At 42.9% G+C, this 13,562-nt stretch carries 17 protein-coding genes; 9 read left to right on the top strand and 8 right to left on the bottom strand.

Going from position 1 to position 13,562, the window contains the following annotated elements; all coding sequences use genetic code 11:
• Positions 1-3: 3 nt before the first annotated feature.
• Positions 4-594, top strand: a complete 591-nt coding sequence (locus tag M2273_RS00160; protein WP_110582340.1) for a Crp/Fnr family transcriptional regulator — start codon at positions 4-6, stop codon at positions 592-594.
• Between the two features lie 188 nt (positions 595-782).
• Here the strand turns inward: M2273_RS00160 and M2273_RS00155 are convergent, their stop codons facing one another.
• Entirely contained in the window at positions 783-1,301 is a 519-nt protein-coding gene (locus M2273_RS00155) for an antibiotic biosynthesis monooxygenase (RefSeq protein ID WP_110582339.1), read from the bottom strand.
• Between the two features lie 192 nt (positions 1,302-1,493).
• Here M2273_RS00155 and M2273_RS00150 point away from each other — a divergent pair, with 192 nt between their 5' ends.
• On the top strand, positions 1,494-1,760 hold the full coding sequence (locus M2273_RS00150) for a DoxX family protein (protein ID WP_429393985.1): 267 nt from the start codon (positions 1,494-1,496) through the stop codon (positions 1,758-1,760).
• A gap of 113 nt (positions 1,761-1,873) precedes the next feature.
• Here the strand turns inward: M2273_RS00150 and M2273_RS00145 are convergent, their stop codons facing one another.
• The 3 genes from M2273_RS00145 to M2273_RS00135 form a co-directional block, all read right to left on the bottom strand.
• Positions 1,874-2,767 (bottom strand): helix-turn-helix domain-containing protein, encoded by an 894-nt coding sequence (locus M2273_RS00145; RefSeq protein WP_110582337.1) that lies wholly within the window; start codon positions 2,765-2,767, stop codon positions 1,874-1,876.
• Positions 2,768-2,842: 75 nt separating this feature from the next.
• Positions 2,843-3,661 (bottom strand): SDR family NAD(P)-dependent oxidoreductase, encoded by an 819-nt coding sequence (locus tag M2273_RS00140; RefSeq protein ID WP_110582336.1) that lies wholly within the window; start codon positions 3,659-3,661, stop codon positions 2,843-2,845.
• 560 nt (positions 3,662-4,221) lie between these two features.
• On the bottom strand, positions 4,222-4,830 hold the full coding sequence (locus tag M2273_RS00135; protein WP_110582335.1) for a TetR/AcrR family transcriptional regulator: 609 nt from the start codon (positions 4,828-4,830) through the stop codon (positions 4,222-4,224).
• Positions 4,831-5,149: 319 nt separating this feature from the next.
• On the opposite strand from M2273_RS00135, the gene M2273_RS00130 reads away from it, so the two are divergent.
• The 3 genes from M2273_RS00130 to M2273_RS00120 all read left to right on the top strand — a co-directional run bounded on the left by M2273_RS00130 (position 5,150) and on the right by M2273_RS00120 (position 6,116).
• Positions 5,150-5,392, top strand: a complete 243-nt coding sequence (locus tag M2273_RS00130) for a hypothetical protein (RefSeq protein ID WP_429391507.1) — start codon at positions 5,150-5,152, stop codon at positions 5,390-5,392.
• Between the two features lie 132 nt (positions 5,393-5,524).
• Entirely contained in the window at positions 5,525-5,917 is a 393-nt protein-coding gene (locus M2273_RS00125; RefSeq protein ID WP_429391505.1) for a response regulator, read from the top strand.
• Between the two features lie 64 nt (positions 5,918-5,981).
• Positions 5,982-6,116: a hypothetical protein gene (locus M2273_RS00120; protein ID WP_429391503.1), complete on the top strand. Its 135-nt coding sequence runs from the start codon at positions 5,982-5,984 to the stop codon at positions 6,114-6,116.
• 15 nt (positions 6,117-6,131) lie between these two features.
• Here the strand turns inward: M2273_RS00120 and M2273_RS00115 are convergent, their stop codons facing one another.
• From M2273_RS00115 to M2273_RS00105, 3 genes are all read right to left on the bottom strand, one after another.
• Positions 6,132-6,347 carry a hypothetical protein gene (locus tag M2273_RS00115; protein ID WP_429391501.1) on the bottom strand — a complete coding sequence of 72 codons (216 nt, stop codon included), beginning with the start codon at positions 6,345-6,347 and terminating at the stop codon, positions 6,132-6,134.
• Positions 6,348-6,675: 328 nt separating this feature from the next.
• On the bottom strand, positions 6,676-7,092 hold the full coding sequence (locus tag M2273_RS00110; RefSeq protein ID WP_429391499.1) for a hypothetical protein: 417 nt from the start codon (positions 7,090-7,092) through the stop codon (positions 6,676-6,678).
• A gap of 26 nt (positions 7,093-7,118) precedes the next feature.
• The gene (locus M2273_RS00105; RefSeq protein WP_429391498.1) at positions 7,119-7,715 is read right to left on the bottom strand and encodes a TetR/AcrR family transcriptional regulator; all 597 of its coding nucleotides are present in this window, start codon (positions 7,713-7,715) and stop codon (positions 7,119-7,121) included.
• A gap of 225 nt (positions 7,716-7,940) precedes the next feature.
• Here M2273_RS00105 and M2273_RS00100 point away from each other — a divergent pair, with 225 nt between their 5' ends.
• The 4 genes from M2273_RS00100 (at position 7,941) to M2273_RS00085 (ending at position 11,705) form a co-directional block, all read left to right on the top strand.
• Positions 7,941-8,876 (top strand): alpha/beta fold hydrolase, encoded by a 936-nt coding sequence (locus M2273_RS00100; RefSeq protein WP_429391496.1) that lies wholly within the window; start codon positions 7,941-7,943, stop codon positions 8,874-8,876.
• Between the two features lie 29 nt (positions 8,877-8,905).
• Positions 8,906-9,760: an alpha/beta fold hydrolase gene (locus M2273_RS00095; RefSeq protein WP_429391494.1), complete on the top strand. Its 855-nt coding sequence runs from the start codon at positions 8,906-8,908 to the stop codon at positions 9,758-9,760.
• A 44-nt stretch (positions 9,761-9,804) separates the two neighbouring features.
• Positions 9,805-10,680, top strand: coding sequence for an NmrA family NAD(P)-binding protein (locus M2273_RS00090; RefSeq protein ID WP_429391492.1), 876 nt, complete (start codon positions 9,805-9,807; stop codon positions 10,678-10,680).
• 542 nt (positions 10,681-11,222) lie between these two features.
• Positions 11,223-11,705 carry an SgcJ/EcaC family oxidoreductase gene (locus tag M2273_RS00085; protein WP_429391491.1) on the top strand — a complete coding sequence of 161 codons (483 nt, stop codon included), beginning with the start codon at positions 11,223-11,225 and terminating at the stop codon, positions 11,703-11,705.
• A gap of 288 nt (positions 11,706-11,993) precedes the next feature.
• Here M2273_RS00085 and M2273_RS00080 read toward each other — a convergent pair whose 3' ends face one another.
• Positions 11,994-13,226, bottom strand: coding sequence for a hypothetical protein (locus tag M2273_RS00080; protein ID WP_429391488.1), 1,233 nt, complete (start codon positions 13,224-13,226; stop codon positions 11,994-11,996).
• Positions 13,227-13,562 lie beyond the last annotated feature (336 nt).

Genomic DNA, 13,562 nt, shown 5'->3' with positions numbered 1-13,562 from the left:
AAAATGTCGCCAATAACGCAAATAGAACAGGTATTTATCAATCAATTGGGCATGGACCGAGAAAGCTTCAACCTGTCCCTCCCCTATTGGGAATTAAAAACGTATAAAAAAGGAGAGTTTTATAATGAGTACAAAAACATCTGCAAACATTTGGGATTTATCATTGACGGTGTCTTTCGGATCTATCGCGTCAATGAGACAACGGGCGAAGAAAGAAACATGTTGTTTTTTGGCAATAACGAGTTCATCGCGTCGTATAAAAGTTTTCTGAGCCAAACCGCTTGTAATTATTTTACCGAATCCATGGTCGCCTCCACGATACTTTACATTCATATTGACTCACTTAATTTACTTTATGAAAAATCACATAAATGGGAAAGGTTTGGACGGATGGTGGCGGAACAGGCATTTCAGGCGGTGATGAGTGCTACTGAGGGTCTTTTATTCGATTCACCAGAAGGTAGATACAGGGACCTGCTTGCTCAGCATCCTGATATCTTCAATTCCGTACCGCTTTACCATATTGCCTCCTATCTGGGTATAAAAGGGCCCTCATTGAGCAGGATAAGAAAGCGAATGGCCCATCAACATTGATGTCCTGATGTAGGATCAAATGCCCGGACAGCTATACTGCGGATACTGGACAACACCAATACCCTCAGTTTCAAAGTGAATAGACTTGCTGACAGGTCTCATCCCTTTGCTTAGTAGCGCTGGTTTCATAACAGATAAAGTTAGTAAATACTCATTCCCTAATTACCTGATTGCCCCCTTATACAACATTATGGTTTGAGCCACTTTTTTAACGACCGTGTAAGGACAGGCATCACCAGCCAGGTCAGCATAGCCACCATCAACACTGCGATGATCAGCAAGCGGAATACAAGTGGAAGTGTTTTGATCAACGGGCCAGCAACGAGGTTTAAAAATATACTGGTTGGGAATACACCACATAAGGTTACTAAAGCCATTTTCCAGCGTGGCGGAGCGCCGGGGGATCTGAACCAGGCCTCCAACCCGTTCAGTTCCCGGTAAACCGGTTGTTCCGTTACTGTCGATGCATATTCCTCCCACTTTCTGAAATGTTCAGACTGATAGAAAGCATCCCTTTCTTTTTTGTTTTTAAAAGTTCGAAGAATACCAATCTCACGATCATCGTCTCCTTCCGGGCCGGTGATGATACTGGCACCATGCACGCCGTCGTGTTTGAACGATTCGCCCATGAATCGGTGAAGTGCTTCTTTAAATTCTTCTTCCTTACCGGGCAAAACTTTACGGGTAATAGCTACGTGTACAGACATAAGGTGGCGCGATATAGACAAAGTTAAAAAAACGAAATAAATTTAAGTAAGTGCTTGTCGCCGGGAATCATTATAAAAATTAGAGCACCTTGTTTAATTGTTTTTGAATACTTTCCTGCGATGCTTTGAAGGCGGGCATACTCTCATTGGCCCAATGATAAAGGATAATAAGCGGAGAGACAAGGCTTTTCACTGAGCGGCATCATTGTATTTATGATGGCGGCTTCGGCGACTGATAAAATAAGCGAAAGTGAACATGCGCTCGAAATGACGAAATCCTTTGGCATAACGCTTGCCACCTATCGCATATTGGGTATTATAGAACTGTTGTCAGTTATCCTGTTCGCCGTACCGCGGACCAGCATTTTAGGAATCTTATTACTATCATCCTATCTCGAGGTTAAATTGCAACGCATTTGCGGCATCACCGAAGTATCCTGTTGGGCATTGATATCGTAGTTTGGATAACGGCAACGATAAGATTCCCCGAACTAAGCGATCGCCTTTTCTCATCAGATAAAAATCGTAATGACGCCAAAAGTGCCGTTTGAGAATCCGCCCTTGATCAGGAGTTAGTTCAGCAATTGTTTTTTAAACAGATTGGGGCTAATTCCGACTTCTTTTTTAAACAGCCTGGAGAAATAAGAAAGGTTTTCAAAGCCTAATGAATAGGCGATCTCTGAAACGGATTTATCCTCGCTTCTGAGCTGGTTTTTGGCTTCTGATATTAAATAGATATGAATATGTTCCAGTGCGGTCTTTCCGCTTTCCTGTTTGAGTACATCGCTCAAATAGCCGGCAGATATGTTCAGGCGGGCAGCCATATCATGAACCGAAGGCAAGCCTTTAAGCGCAAGCGCCCCACTAGCGACATAGCGGTTTATCTCCTGATTAAACTTCGTGACAGTTTTTCCGGACAGTTCGCTGCGGTTGAGGAATTGCCTTTTGTAAAAGCGCTGGCTGTATTTTAGCAGGGTATCTACATTCGCAAGGATCAGTTCGCGGCTATATTCATCCTGGTTATTCTGATATTCGGTTTCGATCTTATGGTAAAGATCCCAAGTGGTCTTTTCTTCGGTCGGGGAAAGGTGCAGGGCTTCATTGATCTCGTAATCAAAGTAGTGGTACTTCTTAATCTCGTTATACAAACTATGCCCGTTCAGGAAGTCTTCATGGATAAAAATCAGGAATCCGTCCTCCTCCATCGCCAGGTTCTTCATTTCTATCACCTGCCGTGGTTTGAAGAAGGTCATGGAACCTCGCTCGTGATCATACTTGGTACGTCCGTAGAGAATATGTCCGGAAACGATCTTTTTGAAGCCGATCATATAAAAGTCAGAGGTAAATTCACGGTCACCTATCGAGCAAAGACCGCCGTTGCATTGGTAGATACTGAACAGCGGGTTTTCGGGCGGCGGAAAGCCGTTACCCTTATGCAATTCAGCTAAACGTTTATAATGTTTCATTTCGGTAAATACTAATGAATCACAAGCTACACAATTTCTTTGCGTAGCTTGTGATTCATTTTTTTAAATGATTTATTAATGACCGTGGGCTTCCGCAGCTACGTCTTTCCAGCTTTCAAATTCAGCCAAACGATCTGCATAGACCTGCTTAACCCCCGGATAGGCAATTTTTCCCAACAGGAAGTGTAAGGGCGGGTTTTCGCTATCGATTAGCGCTAAGACGGCTGGTGCAGTTGCTTCTGGTTTTCCCCAACTATCGGGAGTGGCAGCCTTAAAGAACGCTTCTTTTATCGGTGTGTACAATTCATTAGGTTCTGTTTGGAAAGCAGACGCCCCTGCCCAGTCGGTTGAGAATCCATTCGGCTCAATCAGGCTTACATTGATCCCAAATCCTTTTACCTCACTGGCTAATGTTTCACTCAAACCATTTACGGCATATTTCGAGGCATTGTATAAGCCTAAAACAGGCAAGGTTACCAAACCCAGAAAGCTTGATACCTGGATAATGTGGCCGCTCCCCTGTTCGCGCATGATTGGCACAACAGCCTGTGTTACCCAAAGCACACCAAAAAAGTTAGTTTCCATTTGCGCACGGGCTTGTTGTTCAGTGGTTTCTTCGATCGCCCCAAATAAGCCAAAACCGGCGTTGTTGATGAGCGTGTCAATACGGCCGAAGTGCTGCTTTACTTTGTTTACTACAGTAAGACAAGCATCCCGGTCATTCACATCCAATTGTATCGGGAACACCGCGTCACCATAGGCGGCTACCAAATCGTCCAGGTCCGCAGTATTCCTTGCGGTTGCAGCAACTTTATCGCCGCGTTCTAGAAGGGCTTTAGCCCAGATCTTACCGAAACCGCGCGAGGCGCCGGTGATTAAAATTATTTTTGACATCTGTTTCTTTGTTAAATATTAAGAACAAAGGTATCGGCCAGGTGAAATTAAGATTTGTCCAAAACACGGAATGATTAGCACATATCCAAGTTGAATCGATCTATACCCTTTCAGTTACTAATGCGATGATTTGATTTCAGACATTTAATCCAAGTGTTTGAATAGCTTTGTCAAGTATGTTTGAATTCTTTGAAAAGTACTTATGCGGGGGGCATTTCTGATGAACAGCTTCAAATCATCCGTGCCGCCAGTACTGAAAAGACGTTGCGGAAGGATCTGAATTACTGTTGTGCATTTTCATATACCTTGTTTTTTGATGTTCAAAATTCCAGCACTTAGACGATCAAGTGCCTGAACAAAAGCGGGCACGAATGGGTATCCAAAACGAAGCTATATGACACAATTTCGCGTTAACATTTGTCACGCTTTTTGAGATTTGTCCCGCGGGAGCCTTTTGGTAAAAGGAAATGCTGAAAGGTGAACAGAGGTAAAATAGATCATTTTATCTTTAAATAGATAAATTTAACCGGAGCATGTCAATGCCTCTTAAAAATGTCATTTTAGTTTTCCTGAAAGGGTCTATCTGTTTCAAAAGCCTGCAATTCGCTTTTCAGACTTTTTACAACACTTTGCATTGGCTGGCTTGAGCCAAGGACGCGACAGATCAAAATTGTTCCCTCGATAGAGGCAAACATTTTGTAGGCAAATGCGCTCGCATCAAGCGTCGGCAAAAATTCACCGTTTTTAATTCCATCTTTAAGGATGGACGTAAAAAAGCGATGAGCAGAAATCATTGTTTTTTTTACCTTTTCTTTAACGATCGGGTTATTGTCGTCAGCTTCAACCGCCAGGTTAAAAATTGGACAACCTCCTGATATATGGGTTTCCATTGGATTTTTGCCAAAATTCAGGTAAGCATGAATTTTATCCCTGGCTGTCTTTCCTTTACTGACAGCGCCAATAACCTTTTCATCGTTCTTCTTTAATAAGAAATCCGCAGCCGCATAAGATAACGCATCTTTATTTTCGAAATGATTATAAAGACAACCCCGTGCTACATTTGCTGCTTCTAAAACCTCATCGACTGTAGTCCCGGCAATACCCTTTTCGTTGTAGATTGGAGCGGCCTGTTCGATGATAAACTGCTTTGTTCTTTCTGCTTTTGTCATTTACCGAAATAGTTATTCAAATTTAGATAAAATTGTCTATTAAATCAGAAACAAATGTTTATAATACAAATTCCAATCACATTTTACATTACTGTGTTTCAGTCCGTACTGCTAAATATCTTGTTGCGTTGATCATTTTTGTTCAACCTGGTTGATTTTTTCCCCGATTAACAAGCAGGATTAGCATTGAACACTCGCAATCCTATAGCAACATACAGTATATCTGTATCGCCCTCATCTGCTCGTTACTGGTATTAGCAGCCTGAAAAACTAGAATATTTAACAACCTTTTTCTGTCCTTATTCGTAAGATTTGTTATATGCAGACGTTGGATGACTTTAATGCGCTTAATGAAACTGAACAAGCCGAAGCCATCTGGCAGGGGACTTTCCTAGCAGACCGCGAGGAAAATGGTTTGATCGTCCGGTTATATAGCTTGAATAGCTTCTATGGAGAGGTTTTTTATAATGCGCATACAAATAAGATACTCCGTTTAAGGGCATTTAAAGCCCTTAATGAGCTGGCGCCTTACCTCGCGCATATTAAGTTTAACCCGCGTTAAAACGCTGATTTTTCCGGTAAAATTATATACTAAGAAGATAGACAAGACATTTATATTTTGTATATTTATTCAACCAACACCAATGCTATTTCTACCGGTGTTTCTATTGTTTATTGATAAAAAATAAAGCTTATGGAAACGATCATGGTACAAGAAAACGATGCTGTCACCTTAGATGTGATCGGCACCGCGTTACAAATGGAAGGATTCCCGGTTTGCGGCCTGACCGGTCAAAGCGAAAACATCCTGGATATGATCAGGCGACACCATCCAAAGCTCGTATTGCTGGATTGCCGGCTCAGCAATTACTCTGGTAAGCAGATCTGCCCGTGGATCAAGGCGCATTTTCCAAGGCTGCCGGTCATCGCTTTAAGCTGCGATAACCATATTGATGTGCGTTATCAAGAACTGGGCTTTGATGATTATCTTAAAAAGCCTTTTGATCTGGATCAGCTTTACCAGGTAGTCAGGAAACAGCTGTCAGGATATAAACAAAAAAAGAAACACACCGAACTAAGCCTATAAATACCTGCTAATTTTGAAGGTCGTGGATATCAATTATTGGTTGACCGGCCTCTTTATCGTTCTAATGATAATACTAATGATCTGGCTCATCAGAAGAAACCGTAAGGACGAGAAAACCTTTGAAAAGGAAATGATCCAGTCAGAAGTCAAACTGGAGGACGACATGGATCATGATGAGTTTTCACCAGATTATGTTTAACCCAAGAACAGTAGATTATGTTGTTGCAGAAAAATCATACGCCTGCTCGTACCCAACAGCAGGTGCCCGTATTAAAAACTGAGGGGCCTCTTTGTGAAAAAGACGAACAGGCTTTAGCGATAGAGCGTACCAAAGTGCTTCAAAAGGAAGCCCTGGAAAAATGGCGGCGCTTGAAAAAAAACAGGTAAACGGGAGATGGCGTTTAACCAAAAAGCCGACACCGTTTTTCATGCAACACTTCATATTTGCAGGTATCGGTTCTTCCCGATTTCCTTTATTCTGATCTCATTGAGAGAATAAGGTGTACCGGATTCTGATGAGTTGCGGGAAAAGTCCAAACAAATACTCGAAAACAGGCCGACTGATTGGTGGCAGGCTATGCTTGATGTGGAGATTCAGAAGGCTTTGACCTGGCCATTCCGTGCTATTTGGAGCACCAATTTGTATATGTCCAAAGTTGGGTTCATTTACTTTCAATTGTTTAACATGATCAAATTGTAGCAAAATGGCCAACCCTGTATTTTCCGAACAAGCCGGTTAATGGCCCAGACGATTCAACTTATTCCTCAGATAACGGCTGAAGATGCCACATATCCTCCGGAATAATATCTTTCAATTGCTCATACATCGCATCCCTAAATAGTTCGGTTACAGGGAATGGCTTGAAAGCGACAGATCTGTACTTGATCTTTCCGTCCTGGTCATCCTCAATCAGTTCAAAACTGACCAGCTTATGCCCATCAATCTTGCCTTCCCAGATCAGCACCGTATCTTGACCCTCCTTAAATTCGTGTGTGAACTGCCCGTCCCGGACTGATGTAGAAGTCAGCATTACGAGCGCCACAAGGTCCTTGCCTTTCACTTCCCTGGAAAATATCGGACTCGAAAAAACCACATCATCGGCGAGCAGCGCTTTTAGGCCCGCTAATGTCGCACCCGGTGACTCTTTGAATTGTCTTAATGGATGTTTGTTCATTTTTATTTTGTAGCTGATGTTGTGTATTAATGAGTTTCTGCGGCATGTTCGTTAAGCTCACGTTTTAGGATGTCCATTAGCATTTTCATTTGGGAAATGTCCTGGGATACCCTTGCAACCAGGATGCCTCCCTCAATCATCGCATAGGCCTTCATCGCAAATTCTTTATAATTCCAGTTGGAGTTAAATTCGCCGTCTGCTATCCCTTTTTCCAGGATGTCCATGATGCCCTGCTGAACATCACATATAGTTTGGTACACTTTGTCCCGGATCACCGGACTGGTATCGTCCGCTTCCATCCCGAAATTCATCATGGGGCAGCCTCCCTGAACAGGCGGATTCAGCGGATCGCTCAGGTAATCCAGTAGTCCAAAAAACTTATTTTTTGCTCCCGTGTACTTTTCTGCCTCAGTCTTAAACTTATCCGTCAACTGGCGGAGGTTCCAGTCAACCGCGCAATGGCTCAGCTCTTCCTTGTTTTGAAAGTGTACATACAGACTTCCTTTGGCCATTTTAGTGGCTTCCATAATATCTGTCACAGCCGTTGCCGCTACCCCCTTGGTGTTAAAGACCGGAGCGGTCTTTTCAATGATAAACTGCCTTGTTTTTTCCGCCCTGTTCATTCTTTACGTATTTATACCAAGCAAATGTACAATGAACGATTGTTCATTTTTGTCATTAATAAGTAAACATCAATCCGGGCTAATCATAATGAACAATCGTTCATTCTATATTTGTCCCGTAGATGTGGCTAGCATGAACGCATCATTAATTAGTCAATAACACGGTTCAGACCGTACCCGACAGGATAGCCTGATCAACTGTCCGGCGGGTAAACACTTACTGATATGGAAAGAAAAGAATTTTTAAAACTTGGCTCAATAGCCGCTGCAGGACTTACACTGCTGCCAAAAAGCAAGCTGTTAGCCAGCTCCGTCGGCACTTATACGGCGAGAACGGCACCCACCAGCTTTGTCGACGTACAAGGCGTAAAATTTGCCTATCGCCGGTATGGTAAAAAAGGCGGCCTACCGCTCGTATTTACCAATTACCTGACAGGCACCATGGATAACTGGGACCCGGCCGTCATTGACGGCTTTGCAAAGGACCGGGAAGTGATCATTTTCGATAATGCAGGCGTGGCGGCCTCAGCAGGTAAAACACCTGATACCATTGCCGAAATGGCGAAAGACGTCGCCGCATTTATTGACGCGCTTGGCCTGAAAAAAATCGACTTGTTCGGTTTTTCGATAGGCGGAATGGTCGCCCAGCAATTGACCTACGATCACCCGGAACTCATTCACAAACTGATCTTATTGGGAACCGGCCCCCGCGGGGGTGAGCGGATGGCAGATTATTCACCGCAGGTTTGGGCACTGTTCAAAAAGCAGTATCTGCATCCTGATGAATTATTGCTGGATACTTTTTTTACACCGACCGCGAAAAGTCAGAAAGCCGGATGGGCTTATTTAAACCGGATCCGGGCGCGGGTCAACAAAGATTCTGCACTGACTGATAAAGTCGTGCCGGCACAACTGGCCGCTATCTTTAGCTGGGGCAAACCCGCGGAAAACAGCTTTGACTATCTCAAAGAGATCAAACAGCCAACCCTGATCATACACGGAGATCAGGACATTATCTGTCCTACTGTTAACGCCCTGATCCTGAAAGAGCATCTGCCAGATGCCTCACTGATCGTTTATCCGGATACCAATCATGCGCCGCATTACCAGTACCCCGCACAATTTCTGCAACAGGTAAACGAGTTCCTTCATCAAGCCTAATTCAATTAAACGCTTCAAATAAAAAAAACATGAATAATTACACCCATAATACTGCACCAACGCAGTTCGCAGATGTTAACGGAGTATCCTTCGCTTATCGCAGATTTGGAAACGGAGGCAGCCTGCCTCTTGTATTTTTCCAGCATTTTACCGGAACTTTAGACAACTGGGACCCGGCTGTACTCGATCCGCTTTCGGAAAACCGGGAGATCATCATTTTTGATACCAGGGGAATCGCTAAATCGGGCGGTGAGCCAAAGCACACCATTGCCGAAATCGCTAAAGATGCTGAAGCCTTTATTGATGCCCTCGGGCTTAAAAAGGTCGACCTGTTCGGATTTTCCATGGGCAGCTTTGCCGCACAGCAGGTAGCTGTGGACCGCCCGGAATTAGTTAACCGTATTATCCTGGTGGGATCAGGCCCAAGAGGTGGAGAAGGTCTGGAAACCTTCCTGCCGGAAGTTTGGGCCTTGTTCGACAAGCCCTACAATCAACCGGATGAGCTGTTACTGGATACGTTCTTTTTACCAACCGAGAGCAGCCAGGCTGCCGGCTGGCAATTTTTGGAACGCATCAGGGCCAGAAAAGAGGACCGGGATATCGCCATCAGTGATAAAGTGATACCGGCGCAGCTGGCCGCCATCGCGGAATGGGGCAAGAAAAGCGAAGGCTCATTTGAGTACCTGCAAAAAATAACCCATCCGGTACTGGTGGTTAATGGTAAGCATGACATTATTTTCCCCACAGTCAACTCCTACTTGCTGCAGCAGAACTTACCCAATGCGCAGCTGATCCTGTATCCGGATTCGAATCACGCATCACATTATCAGTTTCATGAACATTTCGTATTGCAGGCCAAATTATTCCTCGATGGCAAGGTTTAACAATCCCGAAAAACAACATAGTAATAAACATTTAAATTAATCTTATGAGCAATCAGCAAAAGTTTCTGATTACAGGAGCAACAGGTTACACCGCAGGGTATGTTATACCTGAACTACTAAAGAGAGGTGCGCAGGTACGTGGCCTGGTACACAAAATTGATGAACGATCAAAAAAGTTGGAAGAACTGGGTGTCGAAGTTGTACAGGGCGATGTCAATGACTTTTACGCGGTAAGCAATGCATTGAAAGGTATTACCGGCGTCTATTTTATTTATCCGATCCTTACCCCCGGCATACTTACCGGTACGAGTTATCTGATACAGGCTGCAAGGGAAGAAGGTGTTCGCAATATTGTGAATATGTCACAGATTTCGGCCCGCCGTGAGGCAAAAAGTAACGGCGCAAGGGACCACTGGGTTGCGGAGCGAATGCTGGACCTGTCGGGTCTTAATGTAAGCCATATTCGTCCGACGTTCTTTGCTGAGTGGCTGATATACAGCGACACGATCAAAACACAGGACAAAGTGATCCTGCCATTTGGGAAGGGCCGTTATGCACCTATAGCAGCAGAGGATCAGGGCAGGGTGATCGCAGAATTACTGTTAAACCCGGAGGGACACGAAGGCAAGATCTACCCGCTTTTCGGGCCGGTTGAGTACAACGTTTTTGATCTTGCCGAAATTCTGAGTGAAGAATTGGGCAGGAAAATTACTTACGAACCGATAAGTATCGAAACCTATCAGGCGGAAGCTCCTAAGCAAGGTTACCATCCGCATTTTATTCAGCATATATCAAGTGTGGCTCAAGACTGCCGGGACGGGGTTTTTGCAGGGACTAATTCAGCGGTAAAAGATATTACCGGCCGCGAGCCGCTGGGCATGCGGGAGTTTATCCGCAAGCACCGCGTTTACTTCGAATAAAAAACGCTTTTTTCTCATAACTCAATGACAATACAAACATTGGCATTTATCGTTATGGGCTGCCTTAGATATTCATAACGGCGAGTTTGTTTCTCGTCGTTATGAAATATTAGGTAAGATGGTTCTGAACTCTCCCTCTCCTTTCAACAAACTTCAGCGATACTTCTTCTCGAAAAATGCTCGAGAAAAGAGCATCATGATAGATAAAAATGGCAGCTTCTATGGACATATAGATGGCGCATTGCAGAAAGCCGTGAAGCTTCTGTTGCTCTGGCCTCTTCCATAAATAATTAGTAGGATTTAAAATGAAAAAAGCCAACAGCTTATGCGAATGACTTGAATATTAGTAATCTTCTTGAAAACTTTTCAGGCTTCCGTGAGCATGGCGAGAAAAATATCGATTTTTAAACCTTTAATAATTAGACGTAAAATTCTATTTTTGATTAAAGCAGGTCCGCAATCAATGATGAACGAACGGATAAATCCAGCGGCACTTCGAAGGAACTGAATAAATTCATTAATTTAAAGAACTCAAACCTACTATGAAATACATAAGCAAACGGCTCCTGCTACTGATATTTTTCAGCATCATACTTTTTAAAGCAAGCGCTCAACAAGTTGATACGACGAAAGAAAATGCCGCTGTCCGTCAACTAGTCAAAAATTACGAGGAAGCATGGAATAGGCATGATCCGCAAGGGCTGGCAGCAAATTACCGTATTGATGCTACCTGGGTAAATTGGTTTGGCGCTTATTATATAGGCAGGCAGGATATAGAAGATCATTACCGAGCAACACATAATACCTACTTTAAACTGAGTCATTATTATACGCGTAGCATAGAGGATATCCAATACCTTGCAGCGAATATTGCCATTGCCCATGTAAGAACCGGGTTAACCGATGATAAGCGCTATCCTGGCGAAACGTTTGAATTTCGGCGAATGATCGTGTTGACAAAAGAAGATGGCATGTGGTTAATACAGGCTGGGCAAAACGCGAAGCTGGAAAAGGGTATAAAATAAACTGATATTCCAGGCATCATCACGGTTGTTTATCAAACAGAATAACTTATCGTTTCATCGACACGTGGCTTAGCGGTTCCAACACAAATAGTGACCGAATATTTCCGTTACACCTATGCTGGGCTAACCGGAGCAAATATCGACGGAATAATATATCCTGGTTCTAAAATAAATGGTAAAAACGCTTGTGTATTGTTCTATGACCACAAGCAATCTCTGGATGCGCGGATTTTGACCCAAGTATGCTCTTATTGAAGATGTATAACACGAACGTCTTCTTTTTGAAACCTAACGATTTTTAGGTTTCATCATGTTTATGAGATAATACCCTTTAGTAACGCTTAAAATCCTTGCATATAGCTCGTTGCAATGTTCGATATAGCTTACTAGGGACATCTGTCTTCGCCCCCTTCCACCTTTTCCGGTCTTAAATGATATCGTCTGCGTATCCTTGTCAAATGTACTGGCTTTATGATGCGTACCATTCCGTATTCCCGAATCATAGAATTCGCCTAAGCCAACTAGTTTACTATTGGCTTTGAAGTTTTCTGCTTTACTGGATTTGTCGGCGTCAATATATTTATTCAGGTTGAAGCCGTCTGTGTTAAATTTATTAATATCATTTCTAGTAAGCAGATTGTTAAGCGAGGTTGGAATAAGCAACAGGTCGCCGTAGATTTCAAAAAAATCGCCATAAGCCATTTTTAACTTTTCCCAGTTTACAGAAGAAGAATATCCCTCCGGTACAAAACCACATTTTTGATGAAGCAGCGTAGGCAGCAGAACCTCTTCTAATTCTCTATAGCTTTTCATTACTTCATATAGCTTATTCATAAGAAAATCTTCTTTGAACTCAAGCAAGTAGTCACGCAAGCTAGGATAACTTGGGTGCTTATAAGCATCACCGACTACATCGAGAACATGATCTGAAAATTCGGCCCATTTGCCTTGTAAGAAGCGATCAGCCGCTTCAAATACCTCCATTAGAATTTTGTGCTCAGTTACCTTTTGATCAGTTCCATACTTTTCTTCAAGTAGTTTCCAACGCTTCTCTGTTAGGTAACGGAAATCCTTTTGAACCGCATCCCATTTTTGTTGATATAAAATACAGGATTGCTGGGCCGCCTGAAATTCAGCGATTCCATCTTTCCCATTTTGATGCTGGCGTACCATAAAATCTAAGGAGGGAAAATATAGCGGATCATTCTTAGATGCAACATCTAAGGTTAATTCGGGATGCAGGTTAACAATTTTTAAATCCATTTTGAAGGGAATCTCCCTTATGTTTTTAAAAATTTCTTTATCCGTTCCAACACCGAATGTTAAATCTTCACCGCAGGTATGGCATGGAAAGGTGGCACTTTGAGGATATTTATTCCCCAAATTATATCGCAACCGGTATTTTTCCTGGCAATGTTCGCATTGAACGCATTTAGCTAAAATCCCCATTTTTTTGTTTCGGTTGAACAAGGTAATATAAATCCAACTCAGAGTTAATAGAGATATTTTTTTAGAGCCCATCTCCTCTACTATAGTTCGGCTTTTTTGCGCTTGGATTTTGCGCGTTTATTATTGTTGGCTATGACGGTGCTTTACCAAAATGGCCTGATCAAAATTCACATGTGCTCCTTATTTACCTCCTACAAACTAAAGATAAAAAAACTGAAAAATTTTCGCTTCACACCGTTGTTGTTTAGGGGCAATATTGCCTATACACCTCGTCATTAATATTATTTATCTATCATTAGCAGCGAATTCACATACCATCGCCAAGGCGTTTGGCGAAGATCCGACGGTTACTAAAATGGTAAAGACGCTTGCAGAAAAACTAATAGAAAAAAGAACCATGGACGGCGC

The organism is Mucilaginibacter lappiensis, assembly GCF_050433765.1.
Lineage (GTDB): Bacteria > Bacteroidota > Bacteroidia > Sphingobacteriales > Sphingobacteriaceae > Mucilaginibacter > Mucilaginibacter lappiensis_A.
Note: the sequence above shows the minus strand (reverse complement) of the source record. Positions and strands in the feature narration are given on the sequence as shown.